This is a genomic window from Vibrio sp. B172a (genome assembly GCF_030248355.1).
Taxonomy (GTDB): Bacteria; Pseudomonadota; Gammaproteobacteria; order Enterobacterales; family Vibrionaceae; genus Vibrio; species Vibrio owensii.
In genome coordinates this window covers 63,126-86,499 of the sequence record NZ_JAHGAC010000004.1, presented here as the reverse complement: position 1 = coordinate 86,499, position 23,374 = coordinate 63,126, and the positions used below count along the sequence as shown (strand labels likewise).

22 protein-coding genes and 1 pseudogene are annotated in these 23,374 nt (G+C 45.7%); 14 read left to right on the top strand and 9 right to left on the bottom strand.

Annotation, left to right across the window (positions count from 1 at the left end; genetic code table 11):
- Nucleotides 1–419: 419 nt before the first annotated feature.
- The 3 genes and pseudogenes from pstA to phoU form a co-directional block, all read left to right on the top strand.
- Nucleotides 420–1,352, top strand: a pseudogene (gene pstA / locus KIT90_RS27900) (phosphate ABC transporter permease PstA); the annotation flags it as partial.
- A 2-nt stretch (nt 1,353–1,354) separates the two neighbouring features.
- Nucleotides 1,355–2,173, top strand: a complete 819-nt coding sequence (gene pstB / locus KIT90_RS06275) for a phosphate ABC transporter ATP-binding protein PstB (protein ID WP_005424834.1) — start codon at nt 1,355–1,357, stop codon at nt 2,171–2,173.
- 32 nt (nt 2,174–2,205) lie between these two features.
- Nucleotides 2,206–2,904 (top strand): phosphate signaling complex protein PhoU, encoded by a 699-nt coding sequence (phoU, locus tag KIT90_RS06270; RefSeq protein ID WP_005440349.1) that lies wholly within the window; start codon nt 2,206–2,208, stop codon nt 2,902–2,904.
- A 2-nt stretch (nt 2,905–2,906) separates the two neighbouring features.
- On the opposite strand, the gene KIT90_RS06265 is transcribed toward phoU, so the two are convergent.
- The 6 genes from KIT90_RS06265 to KIT90_RS06240 all read right to left on the bottom strand — a co-directional run bounded on the left by KIT90_RS06265 (nt 2,907) and on the right by KIT90_RS06240 (nt 7,558).
- The gene (locus KIT90_RS06265) at nt 2,907–3,386 is read right to left on the bottom strand and encodes a hypothetical protein (protein WP_285375890.1); all 480 of its coding nucleotides are present in this window, start codon (nt 3,384–3,386) and stop codon (nt 2,907–2,909) included.
- 57 nt (nt 3,387–3,443) lie between these two features.
- Entirely contained in the window at nt 3,444–4,082 is a 639-nt protein-coding gene (locus tag KIT90_RS06260) for a YadA C-terminal domain-containing protein (protein ID WP_199483075.1), read from the bottom strand.
- 153 nt (nt 4,083–4,235) lie between these two features.
- Nucleotides 4,236–5,168, bottom strand: a complete 933-nt coding sequence (locus tag KIT90_RS06255; protein WP_285375889.1) for a LysR family transcriptional regulator — start codon at nt 5,166–5,168, stop codon at nt 4,236–4,238.
- A gap of 9 nt (nt 5,169–5,177) precedes the next feature.
- Entirely contained in the window at nt 5,178–5,864 is a 687-nt protein-coding gene (locus KIT90_RS06250) for a polyphosphate kinase 2 (RefSeq protein ID WP_285375888.1), read from the bottom strand.
- Nucleotides 5,865–5,930: 66 nt separating this feature from the next.
- Nucleotides 5,931–6,674 (bottom strand): copper homeostasis protein CutC, encoded by a 744-nt coding sequence (locus KIT90_RS06245; RefSeq protein ID WP_285375887.1) that lies wholly within the window; start codon nt 6,672–6,674, stop codon nt 5,931–5,933.
- Between the two features lie 275 nt (nt 6,675–6,949).
- Nucleotides 6,950–7,558, bottom strand: a complete 609-nt coding sequence (locus tag KIT90_RS06240; RefSeq protein ID WP_005424820.1) for a peroxiredoxin C — start codon at nt 7,556–7,558, stop codon at nt 6,950–6,952.
- Nucleotides 7,559–7,758: 200 nt separating this feature from the next.
- On the opposite strand from KIT90_RS06240, the gene KIT90_RS06235 reads away from it, so the two are divergent.
- The 3 genes from KIT90_RS06235 (at nt 7,759) to aceA (ending at nt 12,361) form a co-directional block, all read left to right on the top strand.
- Nucleotides 7,759–8,664 carry a hydrogen peroxide-inducible genes activator gene (locus KIT90_RS06235; RefSeq protein WP_005440336.1) on the top strand — a complete coding sequence of 302 codons (906 nt, stop codon included), beginning with the start codon at nt 7,759–7,761 and terminating at the stop codon, nt 8,662–8,664.
- A gap of 606 nt (nt 8,665–9,270) precedes the next feature.
- Nucleotides 9,271–10,899, top strand: coding sequence for a malate synthase A (aceB, locus tag KIT90_RS06230; RefSeq protein ID WP_285375886.1), 1,629 nt, complete (start codon nt 9,271–9,273; stop codon nt 10,897–10,899).
- A gap of 148 nt (nt 10,900–11,047) precedes the next feature.
- Complete coding sequence (aceA, locus tag KIT90_RS06225; protein WP_005440333.1) at nt 11,048–12,361, top strand: isocitrate lyase; 1,314 nt, start codon at nt 11,048–11,050, stop codon at nt 12,359–12,361.
- A 106-nt stretch (nt 12,362–12,467) separates the two neighbouring features.
- On the opposite strand, the gene KIT90_RS06220 is transcribed toward aceA, so the two are convergent.
- Entirely contained in the window at nt 12,468–12,914 is a 447-nt protein-coding gene (locus KIT90_RS06220) for a CBS domain-containing protein (RefSeq protein WP_009705566.1), read from the bottom strand.
- 234 nt (nt 12,915–13,148) lie between these two features.
- The gene (locus KIT90_RS06215) at nt 13,149–13,370 is read right to left on the bottom strand and encodes a hypothetical protein (RefSeq protein ID WP_032802582.1); all 222 of its coding nucleotides are present in this window, start codon (nt 13,368–13,370) and stop codon (nt 13,149–13,151) included.
- A gap of 260 nt (nt 13,371–13,630) precedes the next feature.
- Here KIT90_RS06215 and KIT90_RS06210 point away from each other — a divergent pair, with 260 nt between their 5' ends.
- The 6 genes from KIT90_RS06210 (at nt 13,631) to secF (ending at nt 20,791) form a co-directional block, all read left to right on the top strand.
- Nucleotides 13,631–14,800, top strand: a complete 1,170-nt coding sequence (locus tag KIT90_RS06210) for a trypsin-like serine protease (protein ID WP_285375884.1) — start codon at nt 13,631–13,633, stop codon at nt 14,798–14,800.
- 245 nt (nt 14,801–15,045) lie between these two features.
- Nucleotides 15,046–16,098: a tRNA preQ1(34) S-adenosylmethionine ribosyltransferase-isomerase QueA gene (gene queA, locus KIT90_RS06205; protein ID WP_171371403.1), complete on the top strand. Its 1,053-nt coding sequence runs from the start codon at nt 15,046–15,048 to the stop codon at nt 16,096–16,098.
- A gap of 209 nt (nt 16,099–16,307) precedes the next feature.
- The gene (gene tgt, locus KIT90_RS06200; protein WP_009705571.1) at nt 16,308–17,444 is read left to right on the top strand and encodes a tRNA guanosine(34) transglycosylase Tgt; all 1,137 of its coding nucleotides are present in this window, start codon (nt 16,308–16,310) and stop codon (nt 17,442–17,444) included.
- Nucleotides 17,445–17,621: 177 nt separating this feature from the next.
- Complete coding sequence (yajC, locus tag KIT90_RS06195) at nt 17,622–17,951, top strand: preprotein translocase subunit YajC (protein WP_005424903.1); 330 nt, start codon at nt 17,622–17,624, stop codon at nt 17,949–17,951.
- A gap of 21 nt (nt 17,952–17,972) precedes the next feature.
- Entirely contained in the window at nt 17,973–19,829 is a 1,857-nt protein-coding gene (secD, locus tag KIT90_RS06190) for a protein translocase subunit SecD (protein WP_080637354.1), read from the top strand.
- A 14-nt stretch (nt 19,830–19,843) separates the two neighbouring features.
- Nucleotides 19,844–20,791, top strand: coding sequence for a protein translocase subunit SecF (gene secF / locus KIT90_RS06185; RefSeq protein WP_009705572.1), 948 nt, complete (start codon nt 19,844–19,846; stop codon nt 20,789–20,791).
- A 180-nt stretch (nt 20,792–20,971) separates the two neighbouring features.
- Here the strand turns inward: secF and suhB are convergent, their stop codons facing one another.
- Nucleotides 20,972–21,775, bottom strand: coding sequence for an inositol-1-monophosphatase (suhB, locus tag KIT90_RS06180; protein ID WP_005440321.1), 804 nt, complete (start codon nt 21,773–21,775; stop codon nt 20,972–20,974).
- Between the two features lie 231 nt (nt 21,776–22,006).
- Between suhB and trmJ the strand changes: the two genes are divergently transcribed.
- Nucleotides 22,007–22,726 carry a tRNA (cytosine(32)/uridine(32)-2'-O)-methyltransferase TrmJ gene (gene trmJ, locus KIT90_RS06175; RefSeq protein WP_038896010.1) on the top strand — a complete coding sequence of 240 codons (720 nt, stop codon included), beginning with the start codon at nt 22,007–22,009 and terminating at the stop codon, nt 22,724–22,726.
- A 125-nt stretch (nt 22,727–22,851) separates the two neighbouring features.
- On the top strand, nt 22,852–23,358 hold the full coding sequence (gene iscR, locus KIT90_RS06170; RefSeq protein WP_027726597.1) for a Fe-S cluster assembly transcriptional regulator IscR: 507 nt from the start codon (nt 22,852–22,854) through the stop codon (nt 23,356–23,358).
- Nucleotides 23,359–23,374 lie beyond the last annotated feature (16 nt).

The window sequence follows — 23,374 nt, the reverse complement described above, 5'->3', positions numbered from 1 at the left end:
GTGAATTGTATCCAGCGGACTTTATCTCTGTGTTGAGAATGCAGTTGGATGACCCAACGACGCCGGGCGAATGGGCAGTGATTGAACGCAGTAGCGGTGGCTACTTCTTCGGTAAGTTTGTTGCCTTCCAAGATGGTAAAACGCGTTACGAAAACAACATTCAAAAGCTTTTGGATCAAAAACTCGAAGATGCCGAAACCTTGCATCATGAAATCGACATGCTGGTGGATGACCAAGTAAAAGACTTGGGATGGCAATTGGAGCAGCTTCGTTTAGACAAACGTAAGCATGAGCTTAACGACACCATCACTGAAGACTTTTTAGCAAACAACAGCAAGCGTAAGGCAGAAATTGAAGCTGAGTTAGCCAAGCTAGACATGCAGCTTGATGGACTGCGTCTGGGCTTCTCTGATTATGCGCTGATTGTCGAAGACATGACTGGGACTCAAGTTTCGATTCCATTAGAAGACATTTTGGACTACTGGTATCCAAACCAAATGTCACTGCCTGAAAAGGTTGCCCATTGGGGGAAACAGGTTTGGAAGTTCTTATCCGAAGACCCTCGTGAATCGAACTCTGAAGGTGGTGTTTTCCCAGCGATTTTCGGTACGGTTTTCTTAGTTATCATCATGTCGATCATCGTGATGCCATTGGGTGTGGTTGCGGCGATTTATTTGCATGAATATGCTAAAAACAATGCCCTAACTCGAGTGATCCGTATTGCGGTGATTAACCTTGCCGGTGTTCCTTCTATTGTTTACGGCGTATTTGGTTTGGGCTTTTTTGTTTACACCATTGGTGCCTCTATCGATAACCTGTTTTACGCTGAGAGATTACCCGCTCCAACCTTTGGTACGCCGGGTCTGTTGTGGTCGGCATTGACGCTAGCGGTCTTGACTCTACCAGTAGTAATTGTCACCACAGAAGAAGGTTTAACCCGTATTCCGAGTTCAGTTCGTCATGGCTCGTTAGCCTTGGGTGCAACACAGTTTGAGACCTTGTGGCGTGTGGTTTTGCCTATGGCAACCCCTGCGATAATCACTGGTTTGATTCTCGCAATTGCTCGCGCTGCGGGTGAGGTAGCACCATTGATGCTGGTGGGGGTCGTGAAGTTAGCTTCTAGCTTACCGGTGGATGGGCAATTCCCTTATGTGCATTTGGACAGAAAGTTTATGCACCTAGGCTTCCACATTTACGATGTTGGATTCCAGACCTCTAATATCGAAGCTGCGCGTCCGTTGGTTTACGCCACTTCCTTCTTACTCGTAACGGTTATTGTCGGACTAAACTTAACAGCAATCAGTATTCGTAATAATCTGCGAGAGAAATACCGAACTTTAGGACAAGATTAAGCATGTTTAACTTTGATAATACATTAGGTTATGAGCCGCCATTGGATGTGCACAACCTGACGGATGAACAAACGGCTATCTCGATCGAGAACCTTAATCTTTTCTATGGTCAGGCTCAGGCGCTGCATGATATCTCCATGCGTATCCCTAAAGGACGCGTAACCGCATTCATCGGACCGTCCGGCTGTGGTAAATCCACATTGCTGCGTTGTATCAACCGAATGAACGATTTAGTCGAAGGTTGTAAGGTGACAGGAAAAGTACGTTTGCACGGTAAGAATGTGTATAACCCAAGTGTGGATGTTGCCACGCTGCGCCGCCGAGTAGGCATGGTATTCCAGCGTCCAAACCCATTCCCTAAGTCGATTTACGAGAACGTGGTTTACGGTCTTCGTCTACAAGGTGTGAAGAACAGTCGCATGTTGGACGATGCGGTCGAGCGTTCACTGCGTTCTGCGGCATTATGGGACGAAGTAAAAGACCGTCTACATGAAAACGCATTTGGACTTTCTGGTGGTCAGCAACAACGTTTGGTGATTGCGCGCGCCGTTGCGATTGAGCCAGAAGTACTATTATTGGATGAACCGACATCAGCGTTGGATCCAATCTCAACTTTAACTATTGAAGAGCTTATCAACGAGCTCAAGACTCAATATACTGTGGTTATCGTTACCCACAACATGCAGCAAGCGGCGCGCGTCAGTGACCACACTGCGTTCATTCATATGGGTAAGTTGATTGAATACTCGGATGCGGATTCGATCTTCACTTCTCCAATGAAGAAACAAACCGAAGATTACATTACCGGTCGTTACGGTTAAGCCGCGACCTTTCAAGGATTAAAAGGAAAGCCATGCACTTTGGACGTCACATCTCAGGACAATTTAACGTAGAGCTAGAATCGATTCGTACCCATGTACTTACCATGGGAGGCTTGGTAGAACAGCAGTTGTCGTATGCTATTCAGGCCTTGCACAAGGAAGACATCGAACTGGCGCGTAAAGTTGTGCGTGATGATCACAAAGTTAATGCGATGGAAGTGTCGATTGATGACGCTTGTACTCGCATCATCGCTAAGCGTCAGCCTACGGCAAAAGATTTACGCTTAATCATGGCTATCATTAAGACCATCACAGATCTTGAGCGTATTGGTGATGTTGCAACGCGTATTGCCTACGTGGCGATTGAAAGCCCATCATCGAAAGAGCGCCAATTCCAAGTCTCGTTAGAGCCTTTATGTCGGCAAGCAATCCAAATGCTTCACCAAGTGCTCGATGCCTTTGCGCGCATGGATGTCGAAGCAGCAGCAGAAGTGCACAAGCTTGATGATAAGTTGGATGCGGAATACGAAGCGGTGATTCGTCAGCTGATGACTTACATGATGGAAGATCCGAAAAACATTCCACACATTCTGCAAGTGATGTGGTCTGCACGTGCTATTGAACGTGTAGGTGACCGTTGCCAGAACATCTGTGAATACATTATCTACTTCGTGAAAGGGAAAGACGTACGCCATCTAGGTGATCAAAGCATCGATGACGTACTGAAATAACCTTATAACCGCAGACCAAAACCCACAGAGAAATTAATTGCCGTATCGGTAAACGTGTGGGTTTTGTCGTCTTTAAAGATATCCAAATCCGCTCCTGCCCTGACTGAGAGAATCGGATTCACCTGATACACATAAGCACCACCGATGCTCAGTCCAGTGGTATCTCTTTTCTCTTCTTTGTAAGTCCCATCATAACTGGCTATACCAAGACTGGCTTGAAAGCCCATTTGTGGCTGGTGGTCAAACATGTGTTGAAAACCAACGCGATAGGCATCGATGGTTTCATCAAAGTTCCCACTAGTGTAGGTCACTCGAGAGTAATCAAAATAGAGCGCATCAAAGCCAGCGACATCATTGGTGCCAAATTGAATACCAGCGCCACGAAACGAGCCAACTTTCACTTCTGGAGAAATAAATACACCAGAAGCTTGGGCTGAAAGCGGTGTGATAATCAGGGCAATAAGAGAAAGGGTGCGTTTCATAGTTCTACCTAAAAAGATGCCTTCCTTGGCAAATGGACTTACTGAATGAACTTGTGCTTACTTAAAGCTGATTTGGACACCAACGCCGCCAGCAACGTCAGAGGAAGAGTACTTACCCGATGATTCGTAGTGGAAGGTGCCTGATAAACTAACTTGGTCTGTTAGGCCGTAAGCACCGCCAACCGCGACCGCTTCTTTGCTACCTGAGAAGCCAACACCTGCACCGATTGCCAGTTCGCCATGAGTCGCATAAGGACGAGCGTTGGTGACAGCATGTAGACTTGCGCGAATACCATCCATTTGTTCTGCTTGTTGGTTTAGGCGGTAATCGTATTCTGCTGCCAAGCCTTCTAAGTGGTTGAGACGATCATCCGTCGGATTATTTTCGATAGGGTTTGATGGCAGTTGTGGCGTTGGGCGGTCTGGAACATGAGGAACGCCATTATCGACTTCTGGAAGCGTTGGATGTTCCGGGGCTGCTTCAATTGGTGGTGTTGGCGATAAATCTGGGCGTGGACGATCTGGCACACCAGGAACACCGTTATCAACTTCAGGCAGAACCGGTTGCTCTGGTACACCTTGAATTGGGTTAGTTGGAGTACCTGGGTTTGGGCGATCTGGAATGTGGCCTGCGAATGAGCTGAAAGAAGCAAGAAGGGCACTAGCAGCAGTAAGCTTTACAAGTTTATGTGTCATGTCTGAACTCTCAATAAGTAAACGAGGAACAGCATCCTTACTGTAAGCAATCGCTCTTTCTAAATTCCCTTTGAAGCAGGGCTATCTTATTGAGAAGTATTTTTTATGACTAAGTAGGTCTAATTATTTTGGTGATAATAATTTCTTATCAGGTTAAGGCTTGTTAGCTTGTATTGTTAAACCTTGTTGGATAAGGCCAACGAGCCAACTGACGAGTGGATTATTGCGGTTTCTCACATGCATATGAGCGTGAATAGACTTCATTTGTGGTTGACCATCAATCGTGACGTCAACGGCTCTTAATCCCGGAAATTGCTCAACCGGAAGTAAATTGGAGTGAGGCAAATACATGTCAGTGTGTTTGACGACATCAAGTATTGCAGAGATCATTTCTGAGCGAAAGCCAATGCTGTGTTCAACGCCCATTTCGGTAAGAAGCTCAGACGCGTAACTGAACTTGTCGTTCCACCCAGGGGAAATCAAAGAAGCAATTGGGTATCCGCCAAGATCATGTGGTTCAACATGAGGTTTGGTGATTGGGTGATCTTCTCGGACAAAAATACGCCCTTTCAAATCCAGTAGCTTCGGCGTGTAGATCTCTTTGTTGGTTAGAAGTAACTCGTAATTTACTCCCATCAGTGTTTCACCTTTCAAGATCTCATCAACCGTACTGTTCGACCAACCAACTAATTCAAGTTGAGCGTTAGGGGCTAACGCTCTCATTTGTTCGAAGAGGAAACCGGGCAAGCAAGTCATCGTAATTGGTGCTAATGCAATTCGAATTTTGTTGTCCACTTCAGCAGGATCAAATTGATGAGAGCGATTAACTGCGGCAGCTAAACCATCGAGGTGCGGCGTAATATCGTTGGCGAGAGATTCGGCGAAAGGTGTCGGTTCAAGACCTGTTTTTACTTTCACAAACAGCTCGTCATCGAAGTGATTACGTAGCTTTTGTAGCGCTTGACTGATGGCGGGCTGTGAGACGAACAAGCGCTGAGAGGCTTTACGCATGTTCTTCTCTTGCATCAAAATCATAAAGGTCTTGAGCAGATTCAGGTCAAGGGTGTGAAACAGGTCTTTCGCCATGGTACATCTCTAATATTTATCGGGTACGAAGGTTTGATCGTCGATAGGTGCACGAACATACCCTTCTTTGTTCAGTTCTGGCAGTTCAATCACCGGATGTTCGAGCTCTTCGTATTCTACTTGGCTGAGCAAGTGGCTGATACAATTCAAACGTGCTTTCTTTTTATCATCAGAAGGCACTACCCACCAAGGACAGTGTTTGGTGTCTGTATAAGCAAACATTTTGTCTTTTGCCTCTGAATATTCTGCCCAGCGATTACGCGATTCTAAATCCATCGGGCTGAACTTCCAGCGTTTGATAGGAGTATTGATACGTTCTAGAAAACGCTTTTCTTGCTCTTCATATTGATCTGGGGTACAAAAGCCCATGACTTTCTCTACGCCAGCACGGTTGTACCAACTGCGGTCAAACAGCACGATTTCCCCAGCAGCAGGTAGGTGTGCCACATAGCGCTGGAAGTACCATTGTGTTTTTTCTTTCTCTGTTGGGGCGGGAAGGGCTGCGATACGGCAGACACGAGGGTTGAGTTTTTCAGTGATGCGTTTGATGGTGCCACCTTTGCCAGCGGCGTCACGTCCTTCAAAAAGTACCACGACTTTAAGCCCTTTGTGTTTGACCCACTCTTGGAGCTTAACCAACTCAATTTGCAGCTGTTCTAGTGCTTCTTCGTATTCCTTTTTCTTTAGTTTCGCCATGTTTCCTCCCGTCCTTAGTTATCAATATGTTAGCACTCAATAACTAAAGACGGGATTTGAAAGCGCTTAATTGAGAGCTGTTACCATGTTCGCGATAGCGTCGGTGTTGGTGACAGGAATCGAAAAATCATCCACATCGGCAGCGCCCATTTTACTTTGCTCGGCAATAAAGATCATGTGACTAGGGCGAGTTGTCTTGCCCGATAAATGCACTTCGGTGACTTTGGCTTGTTCAACGATCTGACTAACATTGTCCGCATTCACTCCGGCGCCCGCCATGATCGCAATGCGTCCTTGCGCTTGCTCAACTAAGGCTTTAAGCACATCGATACCTTGCGGTGCAGAAGGCGCAAGGCCGGAAGTCAAAATACGTTCACAGCCTAAGCTGATCACTTCTTCCAAAGCTTTTTCAGCGTCACGACACTGGTCAAAGGCACGATGGAAAGTCACGCCTAAGCCAAGCGCTTGAGCAAATTCACACAGTGCCGTTGCGTACGGCATATGAATGTCGCCGTCTTGAGTGAGCACGCCGAGCACGACACCATTCAAGCCAGCTTGTTTAGCGGCTTCAATATCCCAACGCATCATTTCGATTTCTTCCTCACTGTAGAAGAAGTCACCTTGGCGAGGGCGAATCATCGCGTAAACCGGAATAGTAGAGCGTTTAGCGGCTTGCTGCATAAAGCCATAGCTTGGGGTTAAGCCACCCAAAGCAAGTGAAGAGCAGAGTTCGATGCGGGTTGCACCACCGGCAATCGCGTTGTGGAGAGATTCAATGTTATCAATACAGACTTCAAGTTGAGTGTTCACGAGGTTGTCCTGAATTATTGTAATTACAGCAAATACTAGCAGGACGAAAGGGGAGAATCTGTACTAAGACCGAGGGAAATAGAGGTAAACTTTTTACGTGATGCTTGCCTCTTTTACTTTTCAAAAGTGCAGATAAAAAGAAAGCCCAGAGCGAACTCTGGGCTTTTTTATGACTTTACTTAGACTGATTGGCGTTTGCGGTTTTTCCGCTATAGCTTTTTGCTTTATATATACATCCAACCAACACACCCATTGAGCTTGGGTGGCAGTGTCTATTACTTGCTTAGGTCGTCTGCGTGCTCAGATAGGAACGCTGCAACACCTTTTGGAGATGCGTCCATACCTGCTTTACCTTCTTCCCATTGTGCAGGACATACTTCGCCGTGCTTCTGGTGGAAGTTTAGTGCATCAACCATGCGTAGCATTTCGTCGATGTTACGACCTAGAGGTAGATCGTTAACTACTTGGTGACGTACAAGACCGTCTTCGTCGATTAGGAAAGAACCACGGAAAGCAACGCCTGCTTCTGGGTGCTCTACATCGTACGCTTTACAGATTTCGTGCTTAACGTCAGCAACTAGAGGGTATTTAACTTGACCGATACCGCCATCTTCGATAGCAGTGTTACGCCATGCGTTGTGAGAGAACTGAGAATCGATAGAAACACCGATTACTTCAACACCTTTAGCTTGGAAATCAGCTAGACGGTTGTCGAATGCGATTAGCTCAGATGGGCAAACGAAAGTGAAATCTAGTGGGTAGAAGAATACTACTGCTTTCTTACCTTTAGTGAATTCTGCAAAGTTGAAGTTTTCAACGATTTCGCCGTTACCTAGAACAGCTGCTGCAGTAAAGTCAGGGGCTTGACGACCTACTAGTACCATTTTTTTGCTCCTAAAAATTTTGGTTTGCTCCAAACCTACATTCAGTTATTTAGGTTTGGTCCGTGTTTGTGCGAGACAAACTATAGTACAGATTGTAGTATTGAAAAAAGCGAAATAAATAGATTGAGTTCATCGAAAAAAGCGATAACACCGAAACTATTATCTCGATCACTGGAACAGCAATAGATACAAATAGAATTATGAATAAATGGCCTAGCTTGAAGCAGTTACACTATTTGGTCACTCTGCACGAAACTCGACATTTTAGTGATGCTGCTGAGCGTTGTTTTGTCAGTCAATCTACCTTAAGTAAAGGCATCCAAAACCTTGAAGAGTTGATTGGTTGCCCGCTTTACGAAAAGAAAGATAAAAAAAGCCCATTGGTTTTCACCCAAGCTGGTGAGATGGTGGTGCAGCATGGTCGAGAACTTCTCGCCAAAGGGCAAGATCTTGTTGAGCTGGGGCGTTTATGCCAAGGCGATGATATGGAAGGGCAGCTTAAAGTAGGCTGTATTCCGACCATTGCTCCTTTCTTATTGTGCGACCTTGTTCAAGAGGTGAACTACCGCTTCCCTCAATTAAACCTTCTATTAAGAGAAGATACGACGACCAACTTGCTGCAAGCACTTCGCCACGGTGAGTTGGACGTGTTGATTCTGGCTCTGCCAGTAGAAATAGAAGGAATGGAAAGCCGAGTGGTGGGGCAAGACCCGTTCCGCATGGTTATCAGCGCCAATCAAGCGGATTCCGTACCTGTGCCGATCCGTTATGCAGACTTGCCAGATGAATCCGTCTTCTTATTAGAGAAAGAGCACTGTCTTACAGAGCACGCGGTTTCAGCATGTAAGCTAACGGACAAAGAGAAGATCAACCCATTCACCGCAACCAGTCTTCATACATTGGTGCAAATGGTGGCGAATGGTCTGGGCACCACGTTTATTCCGCAAATGGCGATTGATCATGGTTTGCTACACAACCAGAACTTGGTGGTGATCGACCCTCCTGGTCAGCAAGCATATCGCGATATTGGTTTGGTTTGGCGTCCGAGCTCGTCACGATCAAACACTTTCAATCAATTGGCAGAAGTCGTCTCTGAACTGCTTTAGCTATTAGTATTAGCCTGCTACTCCCGATCTAATATCAAAAAGCGCACTAGAAATAGTGCGCTTTTTAGCATTTTATTCTGCGCGTGAACTTTGACTTGTAAAATTTTACAGATGAACTTTCATGAAGCTTTCATAAAATAGTGAAATTTCACAATGTTAATTTTACACAACTGCCTGTGTAACGCGTTTAAGTCGCGTTTAATTTCCTCTTCCTAGCCCTTGTGAATACAAGGATTTTTCTCCTGCCTCACTATTCATACGCTTGTTTGAATTTAAAAATAACCTGTAAATTTAATGTAATTTAATTACGTAATAACTTACAAATTGAACTCAAAAATCAAACACTTGTTTGATACCGAATAAAACTTTGAATTTAACGTTTTGTTTACTTGAGGGGTTTCGCTTAAACCTTTGTTGAGTTAGCTTAATTAAAGGCTTGTAAGACTTATGTCTAGATTGAAAAAGCAATTCAGGTTGCGCAAGGTATAGACACAACGAAGCGAAGTGAACACCAAATCGAAGGATGTAATTTGTTGTTCATAACTTACAAATGTAGCTTTAGGCTGACTGCCCAAGATGGATAAAGCACGTTAAGGATGAATGATTATGCTTGCTCAGACAGAACAAAAAACACAACAACTAAAGCAAACCCAAGGCATGCTTGAGGTGAATGGAGTCGTTGCTCCTGAACATCAAGCAATTTTCCCTGTTGAAGCCCAAACCTTTTTATCTCTACTGTGTGAAAAATTTGCCGGACGTGTTGAACAGTTGCTGGAAGCACGAGAAGAGAAGCAAGCACGCATCGACGCTGGTGAATTGCCAGACTTTCTACCAGAGACACAAGACATTCGTGAAGGAAGCTGGAAGATCCTTGGAATCCCGCAAGATCTGCAAGATCGCCGAGTGGAGATTACAGGACCGACTGATCGCAAGATGGTGATTAACGCACTGAATGCGAATGTAAAAGTGTTCATGGCAGACTTCGAAGATTCGATGTCCCCTGCGTGGAGTAAAGTGCTGGATGGTCAAATCAACCTGCGCGACGCTGTTAATGGCACCATCAGTTACACCAACCCTGGCAATGGCAAACACTATCAGCTGGCAGAAGACCCAGCGGTGTTGATCTGCCGTGTTCGCGGACTGCATCTAAAAGAAAAACACGTAACGTGGCACGGTCAGATCATTCCAGGTGCGCTATTCGATTTCGCTCTGTACTTCTACAACAACTACAAAGCGCTACTGAAAAAGGGAAGCGGTCCTTACTTCTACATTCCAAAACTGCAATCGCATCATGAAGCGAAGTGGTGGAGCGAAGTATTCCATTTCACCGAAGAATATTTCGGTTTGGATACAGGCACCATCAAAGCGACTGTGCTGATTGAAACCTTACCAGCCGTATTCGAAATGGATGAGATTCTGTTCTCTCTGAAAGAGCACATCGTTGGTTTGAACTGTGGTCGTTGGGATTACATTTTTAGCTACATCAAAACACTGAAAAACCACCCAGATCGCGTACTTCCGGATCGCCAAGTGGTGACCATGGAAAAGCCATTCCTCAACGCTTACTCAAGATTATTGGTGCGCACTTGTCATAAGCGTGGCGCATTTGCGATGGGCGGCATGGCAGCCTTTATTCCGGCTAAAGACCCACAAGAAAACCAAAAAGTACTGGATAAGATCCACAACGATAAATCGCTAGAAGCCAACAACGGTCATGACGGCACTTGGGTTGCACATCCAGGTTTGGCAGACACCGCAATGGAAGTGTTCAGTGCCACACTGGGGCAGCGCACCAACCAATTGGACGTGAGCCGCTCAGAAGACGCACCAATCACCGCCGCAGAGCTGCTTGAACCGTGCGAAGGTGAACGCTCAGAAGAGGGCATGCGCCATAACATCCGCGTTGCGTTGCAATACATCGAAGCTTGGATCTCTGGCAACGGTTGTGTGCCGATTTACGGACTGATGGAAGACGCAGCAACGGCAGAAATCTCACGTGCTTCTATCTGGCAATGGATTCAACACGGCAAGTCGCTCGACAACGGATTGAAGGTCACTAAAGAGCTGTTCGAACTGTATCTGAAAGAAGAGATTGAAGTCGTGAAGCAAGAAATTGGTGAACAGCGCTACCAAACTGGTCGATTTGAAGAAGCGGCAGACTTGATGGCAAGGCTCACCACCAGTGATGAACTGACCAACTTTTTAACCATTCCAGGTTATGACTACTTGGATTAAACCAAAGATTTAGAACACTCAATTTATTTAACTAATACATGTTTATTTAACCAATACGTGAAGGATTCGAGGCAGATAAGGATGTACTGCCTGAGAACGGAAAACTCAACGCACATGCACAAGTGCACATTATAAGAGGGATAGACCAATGACTAACTTAACTCGCCGCCAACAAATTGAAGCTCTGGAAAAAGATTGGGCAACCAACCCACGCTGGAAAAATGTAAAGCGTACATACACAGCAGAAGAAGTGGTAGAACTGCGTGGCTCTATGGTGCCAGCGAACACAATCGCACAACGTGGTGCTGACAAACTTTGGTCATTGGTCAACGGTAGTTCCAAGAAAGGCTACGTAAACTGTCTTGGTGCACTAACGGGTGGTCAAGCAGTACAGCAAGCAAAAGCAGGTATTGAAGCGATTTACCTATCTGGTTGGCAGGTAGCGGCGGACAACAACACCGCTTCGACGATGTACCCAGACCAATCTCTGTACCCAGTAGATTCTGTGCCGTCGGTAGTAAAACGCATCAATAACTCATTCCGTCGTGCAGACCAAATTCAGTGGTCAGCAGGCAAGTCACCAGAAGACGAAGGCGGTATTGATTACTTCCTACCAATCGTAGCGGATGCGGAAGCAGGCTTTGGTGGCGTACTGAACGCCTACGAGCTAATGAAATCGATGATCGACGCAGGTGCGGCAGGTGTTCACTTTGAAGACCAACTGGCATCCGTGAAGAAGTGTGGTCACATGGGCGGTAAAGTACTGGTTCCAACTCAAGAAGCAGTGCAAAAACTGGTGGCAGCTCGCCTAGCAGCGGACGTTGCTGGCACGACAACACTAGTAATCGCACGTACCGATGCAAACGCAGCAGACCTACTAACATCTGACTGTGACCCATACGATAAAGATTTCATCGAAGGTGAGCGTACTCAAGAAGGTTTCTACCGTGTACGTGCAGGTATCGACCAAGCTATCTCTCGTGGTCTAGCTTACGCGCCATATGCGGATCTAATCTGGTGTGAGACAGCAACGCCTTGTCTAGAAGAAGCACGTAAGTTTGCAGAAGCGATTCATGCAGAGTACCCAGACCAATTGTTGGCATACAACTGTTCGCCTTCATTCAACTGGGAGAAGAACCTAGACGCAGAAACCATTGCTAAGTTCCAACAAGAGCTGGCTAACATGGGCTACAAGTACCAGTTCATCACGCTAGCGGGTATTCACAACATGTGGTTCAACATGTTCGAACTGGCACACGCTTACGCACAAGGCGAAGGCATGCGTCATTACGTTGAGAAAGTTCAGCGTCCTGAGTTTGAAGCGGCAGAAAAAGGCTACACGTTTGTAGCGCACCAACAAGAGGTTGGTACGGGTTACTTCGATAGAATGACCAACACAATCCAAGGTGGTAACTCATCAGTGACAGCACTGACAGGTTCTACTGAAGAAGACCAATTCTAATCAACATAGAGTCCACAATTACTACGTTAGTAATGACATCTTTGAGCGGCGATTGAGCCGCTCTTTTTTTTGCCTGTAATCTGGGCAACTAACGTTTCGTTGCTTATTACTCTGCTTCGATTTCTTCTGGTTCTGTTTCTTCTTGCAGCTCTAACAAGTTAATCGCAATGGTTACAAAGTCTGTATCGGTGATGATGCCCACCAAGTGACCTTTATTGACCACTGGCAAACAGCCGACCTTGTGCTTTTGCATATAGATTGCGCTTTCCTTTAAACCTGCTCTTGGTTCAGCGGTCATGATGTTGGTGTGCATCATTTGGTAAAGCGGCGTGTCGAGGGTAAAAGATTGTTCAGCCTCATCTGGGTGCAAGCAGGATTCTTGTGCGGCAAGAATATCGCGTTGAGTCACCAAGCCTTTTAGGTGTTTATTGGCATCAACAACCGGAATATGTCGAATATCAAGCGCTTCCATCATGCTTTTTGCGTCACGTAATGTGTGTTCACGCAGCAAGGTATGAGGGTTGCGAGTCATCATGTCTTCAACCTTGATCATAGAGACCTCCAGCGGCATTGTCCTTCTCTTAAATATAGAGAATATTTTGCTGTATATCTGGGAGCTAACTCGTTTTTCACTAATAAAATAAAACGATTAGATGGAGATCAATCAGAGGTGAAAATGAACTGGTGTTTTCCATAAATCCAGCTACTAATTTAGGACGAATCTAGGATGTAAGCGCTATCATAAATAACCAAAGCTAAGGCGTTAAAACCTTAGCTTTGGTTACTCTTAACGTTGCTTGAAATGCACACAGATAAGACCATAAGCTTTCGCGTCTACACAGCGACCGATGTAGCTTTTATCTGGCAGGTTGACGGCACATAAACGAGGGACCTGCTTTAAGTCACACGCTTGTTGCATCGCAGTGATTTTCTGGTGGTTAGAGTTTGCGAGTGTACCGGAAGAAAACACGAGTACGGCAGCACTTAACGCCATAGTTAACATCTTCATACTTACCTCAATAAATGTTCAAAGAGCAAATGCTCACCTTCACTATAGTTCAAAGAAATTATTACTGATTAGTTTGTTAATTATTGCTATTTGCTGTTGAAAAACTCAATGCGAGTCAGTTTGCATTTTTCACTGATAAGGGATGTGGTCAGAATGTAATCTAATGAGTTGAATCGCACATTTTTACTTGCTTGATTTTCCAAGATAAGCCTCTGGAAGAAGATACGCTCAGGCTTACCAGATTGAAGATTACAACCTAAATGGAACGAACGACGTGTAACAAGCTCATTGCTTTGGCAGTGGCGGCATTCAGTGTGCAATCCGCTCAAGCGATTGTGTTAGGAGATGAGCAAACCGACCCGGTTGATCGTGTGACTTTACGCGCAAGTAACATGGCAGAGTTTCCGCTTTGTGGCGGCACCATGCTGACAGAACAGTGGGTATTAACTGCGGCACACTGTGTGGTGATGGGGCAGGGAACCAACGAAGCGAGCTACTATGTTACCCCGCCGGGAGAACTGTCGGTGAATGCCAATGTGTATGAACTTAACTCTGCAGGGTTGGATAACTTTTATCCTGTGTCTCATGTGGTGGTTCACCCTAACTACACCCGAATTTCAAAAGCTGAGATGGATAGCAACGGCAACGTGAAGCCTATCCAAACTGGTTTAGATTCAGACATCGCGTTGTTGTACCTCACTCGCCCAGTGGCGAACGCGCGCTTTGCTGATTTAGCAAATAAAGCCGATATGGAAAATATCGAAGCGCGTTTGGCAGCGGATTGGAACGATAATTATCTGACTAATCAACGTGTCGAAAACGTACAAGTTTTTGGCTGGGGAACCACTCAGCCCGATGCTTCTGAATCTTCCAATACGCTCAAAACCACCATCAGCACATTTTTGCCTATCGACAAATGTTATGAGCGTCTAGAAATTGGCAGCAGTTTTCCGGGAATCATTGATTCAAGAGAAAACCAAACCAAAATTTGCACGCTACCAACGGAGAACCGCGTGTTGGAGCCGGATAGTAATACTCAATATGGTAACTCCGCGTGTAAAGGTGACAGTGGTGGCCCCCTCATTGATGTCGCAACGGGGAAGCAGATTGGTATCGTAAGTGGTGCGCCTCTTATTCTGCCAACGTGCGGCTCTTTAACGATCCCAAGCTTCTACACTAAAGTGGGCCAATATTACGATTGGGTGCAGTCCTATATCACCGCCGATGGTCCACCGGGCAGTTACATTATTGAGCCGAACTTCATCAAAGAAGCGAGTAGTGGAAATGGTGGTGGGGAAGAAGAGTGCCATGATGGCATTGCGACCAACAATTGTGATTTCAGAGGTTCTGAAGACGACGGCGGTAGCTTAGGCGCTTGGTTGTTTGGCTTGTTGGTTCCAGTGGCTTGGATGCGCCGACGCAAAAGTTAAACTTTCAGTATCTGTTAAACGCATTTAGACATTTTAAAAAGCAGCGCACTTCGCTGCTTTTTTTATGTGTGCTTATCCTGCACCTTTCACGTTTTATTACACTCTTAGTGAAAGCTTTTACAGTCAATCTAAGGGGATTTGCTTGCTATTGCAGCATGTAAACATATACTAGTCTGCTGCGAAAAACTCGTCGCAATTTTATCGTCGTCTTTGACGTGATTTGACCAATAGATAAGACAAGTAACATGCAAGTATCAGATTTCCATTTCGACCTTCCAGATGAACTCATCGCTCGCTACCCTCAACCAGAGCGTACCGCTAGCCGACTGCTGCAAATGGACGGCAATACTGGTGAACTTATTGATGGCACGTTTACCGATGTGCTGGAGCAAGTTCAAGCCGGTGACCTAGTGGTTTTCAACAATACTCGCGTTATTCCTGCGCGTTTGTTTGGTCGTAAAGAATCAGGCGGTAAGCTAGAAGTGTTAGTGGAGCGCATGCTCGACGAGAAAAGCATTCTGGCACACGTTCGTTGTTCTAAATCGCCAAAACCAGGTACAACGATCTTGGTTGGTGAAAACGATGAATACTCAGCGCAAATGGTCGCTCGTCACGACGCACTGTTTGAGCTGAAATTTAACTCTGATAAGACGGTACTCGAGATTCTGGAAGAAATAGGTCACATGCCACTTCCACCATACATCGACCGCCCAGATGAAGACGCGGATAAAGAGCGTTACCAAACGGTTTATAACCAAAAGCCAGGTGCGGTTGCAGCACCCACGGCGGGTCTTCACTTTGATGATGTTCTACTTGATAAAATCAAAGCGAAAGGTGCTGAGTTTGCATACGTTACTCTGCATGTAGGTGCGGGTACGTTCCAACCAGTTAAAGTGGATGATATCAACGATCACCACATGCACGCAGAATACGTTGAAGTACCACAAGACGTAGTGGATGCGATTAACGCAACTAAGGCGCGCGGCGGTCGTATCGTCGCAGTGGGTACTACGTCAGTGCGTTCACTAGAAAGTGCAGCGCAAGACGCGCTCAAGAAAGGCACAGAACTGGTTCCATTCTTTGGCGATACTGAAATCTTTATCTACCCTGGTTACGAGTACCAGCTGGTGGATTGCTTGATCACCAACTTCCACTTACCTGAATCAACCCTGATCATGTTGGTAAGTGCGTTTGCAGGTTATGAGAACACCATGAATGCTTACAAGCACGCGGTGGAAAACAAATACCGCTTCTTCTCGTACGGTGATTCAATGTTTATTAAAAAGAAGACCGCATAATGTTTTAACCCCTCTCTCTAGCCCTCCCCTCAAAAAAGGGGGAGGCTAGGAGGGGGAGAAAGTTAACGATTTACGAGTGCTAGCAGTAAGCTAGGAAATAAAGCGGAATCTCTGCTTTGTCTCTCGCACGGAAAAGCGACCGCTCCTTAAAATAGGGTTTATCACCCTGGATACATAGTCAGACTGTTTCTCTGACACCCGGAGGCATCGTGAAATTAAAATTCGATCTTAAGAAGAAAAACGGCAATGCGCGTCGTGGTCAACTGACCTTCGAACGTGGCACTGTTCAAACTCCTGCGTTCATGCCAGTAGGTACTTACGGTACCGTTAAAGGCATGACACCAGAAGAAGTGAAAGGTACTGGTGCAGAAATCTTGCTAGGTAACACTTTCCACCTATGGCTACGTCCTGGTCAAGAAGTGATGAAAATGCACGGTGACCTGCACGATTTCATGAACTGGCACGGTCCTATTCTTACCGATTCAGGCGGTTTCCAAGTATTCAGCCTAGGCAAAATGCGTAAGATCACTGAGAAAGGTGTTCACTTCCGTAGCCCTGTAAACGGTGACAAGATTTTCATGGACGCTGAAAAGTCGATGGAAATCCAAAAAGACCTAGGTTCTGACATCGTAATGATCTTCGACGAGTGTACGCCATACCCAGCGACACACAACGAAGCGAAAAAATCGATGGAAATGTCACTACGTTGGGCACAACGCTCACGTGATCACTTCGATAAGCTAGAAAACCCGAACAACCTATTTGGTATCGTTCAAGGTGGTGTTTACGAAGATCTACGTGATGTGTCTATCAAAGGTCTGACAGAAATCGGCTTTGATGGTTACGCAGTTGGTGGCCTTGCAGTAGGCGAACCGAAAGAAGACATGCACCGTATTCTTGAGCACACATGTCCACAACTTCCAGAAGACAAGCCTCGTTACCTAATGGGCGTAGGCAAACCGGAAGATTTGGTTGAAGGTGTTCGTCGTGGTATCGACATGTTTGACTGTGTAATGCCAACGCGTAACGCGCGTAATGGTCACCTGTTTGTGACTGGTGGTGTGATCAAGATCCGTAATGCGAAACATAAAACGGATACAACTCCGCTAGATCCGCATTGTGACTGTTACACTTGTCAGCACTACAGCAAATCGTACCTTCACCACCTAGAGCGTTGTAACGAAATCCTAGGTGCTCGTCTGAACACTATCCACAACCTGCGCTACTACCAGCGTCTGATGGAAAGCATTCGTAAGGCGATTGATGAAGATCGTTTCGATGAGTTCGTTACTGAGTTCTATGAGCGTCGTGGTCGTGAAGTGCCACCGCTAGCAAAAGAGCAGTAATTGACAGATTAAAAGAATTAAAGCCTTTGGCATGTTGCCAGAGGCTTTTGCTAATAAAGTAGGCTAACGTACGTTATTTTTGAGAAGGTGATCTCTATTACTCACTCTCAAACTTGAATCTAAATTACGAAAGCCCAACTTGTTGGATTATCAATAAAATATAATGAGGATGTTTTAATGTTTATTTCTCAAGCTCACGCAGCAGCAGAAGGCGCACCAGCAGGCGGCGGTTTTGAAATGCTAATCATGCTAGGCATGTTCGCGGTGATCTTCTACTTCATGATCTACCGCCCACAATCTAAGCGTGTTAAAGAACACAAGAACCTAATGTCTTCTATGGGCAAAGGTGATGAAGTTCTAACAAGCGGTGGCCTAGTGGGTAAAATCACTAAGATCGCTGAAGACAACGATTTCATTTCAATTGAGCTAAACGCAAACAATGAAGTTGTAATCAAGAAAGACTTCGTAACTGCAGTGCTACCAAAAGGTACGCTGAAGTCTCTATAAAACAGCTAAAGGATCCTCGCTGTGCTAAACCGTTATCCATTATGGAAGTACTTGATGGTATTTTTTGCCATCATCACCGCTGCGTTGTACGCACTTCCAAATATCTACGGTGAAGATCCGGCTATTCAAGTTACAGGGGCGCGTGGCGCCTCTGTAGATATGTCAACGCTGGATGCTGTCACCAAAGCTCTTGATAAAGAGCAACTCTCTCATAAATCCATTGCTCTCGAGAATGGATCAATCCTTGTTCGTTTCAATGACACTGACACTCAAATCAGTGCCCGCGATATCATCAGCGAAGCGCTTGGCCAAGATAAAATTGTTGCACTAAACCTTGCTCCTGCTACGCCAGATTGGCTAGAAGCAATCGGTGCGTCGCCACTTAAACTAGGTCTTGACCTACGTGGTGGTGTTCACTTCCTAATGGAAGTCGACATGGACGCGGCGATGGAGAAGTTGGTTGGTCAACAAGAAGAAGCTTTCCGTAGCGAACTTCGTGAAGCTAAGATCCGTTACCGTGCAATCCGTCCTTCTGGTACAGAAGGTGTGGAAGTATTGCTACGTAACGAGGAGCAACTAGCGGAAGCGAAAGCAACGCTAGAAAAGAATCACCCAGACATGAACTTTGTCGACTCTGATTCTAATGGTCGTTACGCGTTGATTGCCACCTTTACCGAGCAACGTTTACAAGAGATACGTAACTACGCAGTTGAACAAAACATCACGATTCTTCGTAACCGTGTTAACGAACTGGGTGTTGCTGAACCATTGGTTCAACGTCAAGGTGCTAGCCGCATCGTAGTTGAGCTACCTGGTGTTCAAGACACAGCTCGTGCGAAGGAAATTCTAGGTGCTACGGCAACACTAGAGTTCCGCGAAGTTGACGATAAAGCTGACCTATCAGCGGCGGCAAATGGTCGCGCGCCAGCAGGTAGCGAAATCAAGATGGACCGTGATGGTCGCCCAGTTGTGCTTAAGAAGCGCGTTATTCTTGGTGGTCAAAGCATCACGGATGCAAGCTCAAGTGTTGATGAATATGGTCGTCCACAAGTTAACATCTCGCTAGACAGCGAAGGTGGTAACAAAATGTCTGCGTTCTCTAAGAAGAACATCGGTAAGCTAATGGCTACCGTATTTGCAGAATACAAAGACAGTGGTCGTCGTACGCCTGAAGGCAAAGTTATCCTTGATAAGCATGAAGAAGTCATCAACCAAGCAACGATTCAATCGGCTCTTGGTCGTAACTTCCGTATCACAGGTATCGACTCTGCTGCAGAAGCGCACAATCTAGCACTTCTACTACGTGCTGGTGCACTGATCGCACCTATCTCTATCGTTGAAGAACGTACCATTGGTCCATCAATGGGTCAGCAAAACATCGATATGGGTATCCAAGCATGTATCTGGGGTATGGTTGCCGTAATGCTGTTTACGCTGCTTTACTACCGTGGTTTCGGTCTGATTGCTAACATCGCGTTGATGGCCAACTTGGTTCTTATCATTGGTGTTATGTCGATGATTCCAGGTGCAACCATGACGCTGCCAGGTATTGCCGGTATTGTATTAACCGTCGGTATGGCGGTCGATGCAAACGTGCTGATATTTGAGCGTATCCGTGAAGAACTTCGAGATGGACGCAGTCCACAACAAGCGATTCACCAAGGTTACGCTAACGCATTCAGTACCATTGCCGATGCGAACATCACAACACTTATCACTGCAATCATTCTATTTGCAGTGGGTACAGGTGCGGTGAAAGGTTTCGCGGTAACACTATCTATCGGTATCTTAACTTCAATGTTCACCGCTATTGTAGGTACACGTTGTATCGTGAACCTGATTTACGGTGGCAAACGCGTTGATAAATTGTCGATCTAAGGCTGGGAATTAATATGTTTCAAATTCTAAAAGCAGAAAACACGATCGGCTTTATGCGTTGGTCGAAAGTCGCGTTCGTATTCTCTATTGTTATGATCGCTGCTTCTATCTTCACGCTATCAACCAAATGGTTGAACTGGGGCTTAGACTTTACTGGCGGTACGCTTATCGAGGTGGGTTTTGAACAACCAGCAAACCTTGAAGAGATTCGTGCTGCACTAGATTCAAAAGGCTTCGGCGATGCGACAGTACAAAACTTTGGTAGTGCTCGCGATGTAATGGTTCGTCTTCGTCCTCGTGATGATATGTCTGGTGAAACACTAGGTAACCAAATCATTGGTGCAATCAAAGAAGGTACGGGCGAAAGCGTAGAAATGCGTCGTATTGAATTCGTAGGTCCAAACGTTGGTGATGAGCTGACAGAAGCGGGTGGTCTAGCGATTCTTGTATCGCTGATCTGTATCCTGATCTACGTATCGATGCGATTTGAATGGCGTCTAGCGGCTGGTGCGGTAATGGCACTAGCACACGATATCATCATCACGCTGGGTGTGTTCTCGTTCCTACAAATCGAAGTTGACCTTACCATCGTAGCGGCGCTACTAACGGTAGTAGGTTACTCGCTCAACGATACCATCGTTGTATTCGACCGGATTCGTGAAAACTTCCGTAAGATGCGTAAGGGTGAACCTTCGGACATCATGGACGCTTCAATCACTCAAACATTGAGCCGTACATTGATTACGTCGGGTACAACCTTGTTCGTAGTTATTGCACTGTTTATGCAGGGTGGTGCGATGATTCACGGCTTCGCAACCGCACTTCTACTTGGTATCACGGTAGGTACTTACTCTTCTATCTACGTAGCATCAGCACTAGCGCTGAAACTGGGTATCCAGAAAGAGCACTTGATGCCACCTCAAGTAGAAAAAGAAGGTGCAGAGTTCGACGAGATGCCATAAGGCAGATTGAGAACCGAAAACAAAAACCGCTGAGCAGTCAGCGGTTTTTTTATGTCTGAAGAAACTTGTATAAGTGCCGTTTGAATCGGTTAATGAATTTCAGATATAAAAAAGCCCCGCTCAATGAGCGGGGCTATTCAAAAGTCATCAGCGTGACGGGCTTAGTATGACTTTAGAATCTTACTTAAGGATCGCGCTGTTGCCGTTTTCGCGAACGTGCTTAAGAAGAGATTTCACGCCACGAGCGCTAGAAGCAACAATGTTACCAGACTTCATGTAGTCAGTACCGCCAGCGAAGTCAGTTAGGATTGCGCCAGCTTCACGAGCGATAAGCTCGCCTGCAGCCATTTGCCAAGGTTTTAGACCTAGCTCGAAGTAACCATCTACACGACCAGCAGCCACGTAACATAGGTCAAGAGCAGAACAACCGCTACGACGGAAATCGGCACACTCAGTGAATAGAGAACCTACGATCTTGATGTAAGACTCAGAGTGTTGCTTCTGTTTGAATGGGAAACCAGTCGCTAGAACAGTACCGTGTAGGTCTTTAAGTTGAGTAACACGGATACGAGCGTTGTTTAGTTGAGCGCCAGCACCACGTTGTGCAGTGAATAGCTCGTTTTGCATTGGATCGTATACACAAGCTACTTCAGTTTTACCTTTGAAGCGAACCGCGATAGACACTGCGAAAGTTGGGTAACCTTTTACAAAGTTATTAGTGCCATCCATTGGGTCGATGATCCATTGTACGTCTTTATCTTTACCTTCGATAAGACCAGCTTCTTCAGAAACGATACAGTGCTCTGGGTAAGAGTGCTTGATAGTATCGATGATGATAGCTTCTGCTTCTTTGTCTACGTTAGTAACAAAGTCATTAGTGCCTTTTAGCGTAGATTCAATTTTATCTGTGTTTTCTAATGATTTAGCAATATGATTGCCTGCTTTTCGCGCAGCGCGAATAGCAATGTTTAGCATTGGATGCATACGAATTTCCCAACGGATGTTAAAGAACAATTTAAAGCGGCGGCGAGTATACCAGAGTCAAGGGAAAAGGGAAGTGGTTATTTTTTGTTCGCAAGAAGAGTTCGCCGTGATATCTCTCTCGCTAGAGAAGAAAACAATTGATGAGAATGCGAATAGAAACCTGCTTCACCCTAGGGTGTGTAAAAAAATTATGGTAACATCCTCCGGTTTTAATTTAGGTAGCAAATACAGATGTTGGATCAAGTAAAAATCGTACTCGTCGGAACTTCTCATTCAGGCAACATTGGCTCCGCTGCACGAGCAATGAAAGTTATGGGTTTAAGCCAGCTTGTATTAGTTGATCCGCAATGCGAAGTGGATGAGCAAACACTTGCTCTTGCCGCTGGTGCTGGTGACATTGCACAAAATGCAGCCGTAGTAAGTACGCTTGAAGAAGCCATTGAAGATTGCGGTCTTGTGGTCGGTTCAAGTGCTCGCTCACGCACACTTGAGTGGCCGATGCTTGAGCCTCGTGAATGTGGTGAGAAGTTCGCTGTTGAAGGTCAAAAGCACCCTGTAGCGCTGGTATTTGGCCGTGAAAGAACTGGTCTAACTAACGATGAATTGCAGAAGTGCCACTACCATGTTTGTATCCCTGCTAACCCTGAATACAGCTCGCTAAACTTGGCGATGGCGGTTCAAACCTTGAGTTATGAAGTGCGCGTTGCACATCTCAACTTGGAGCAAAGCCAATACACACCAAGTGAGCCTGAAGAATATCCACGTCATAAAGAGCTAGAAATGTTCTTTGAACACCTTGAAAAGGTGATGGTGGAGACCCAATTTATTAACAAAGAACAGCCAGGTCAGGTGATGAATAAGCTACGCCGCTTGTACTCACGAGCAAGACCAGAGGCTCAAGAGTTGAACATTTTACGCGGTGTTTTGACTGCGATTGAAAAGAAACTCTGAACAAATAATAACCACTTTAGGTGTAAGGATGAATACCCGACTAAATTAGTCAAATAAATACTTGACCAAAATAGTCAGGTATGGGAATATCCTTGTCATTACAAACCATGTGGATACGGTGTGGAATGAAACTTACATCTAAAGGAAGATATGCGGTGACAGCCATGCTGGACGTGGCACTGCACTCGCAACAAAACCCAGTCCCTCTAGCTGATATTTCAGAGCGTCAGGGTATCTCGCTCTCTTACTTAGAGCAGCTCTTTTCAAAACTGCGTAAAGCAGGTCTTGTAGCCAGCGTTCGTGGCCCAGGTGGTGGTTACCGTCTAGGAGCAGAAGCGCATAGCATCGCGATTGGTACAGTAATCGCAGCGGTTGATGAGTCAGTTGATGCAACGAAATGCCAAGGTAAAGGAGATTGCCAAGGCGGTACACGTTGCCTTACTCACACCTTATGGCGTGACCTAAGCTCTCGCATTAGTGACTTCTTGAATAACATTACGCTCGGTGAGTTAATGACAGACAACGAAGTCTTACAAATTTCTGATCGTCAGGACATTGATCTGGCGGTAACTCATGGGTTATCAAACAAAAATACAACCGCCGCGCCCATCGGTGTAAACGTCCGCTCTTAGCGGTCTGCATTTTACA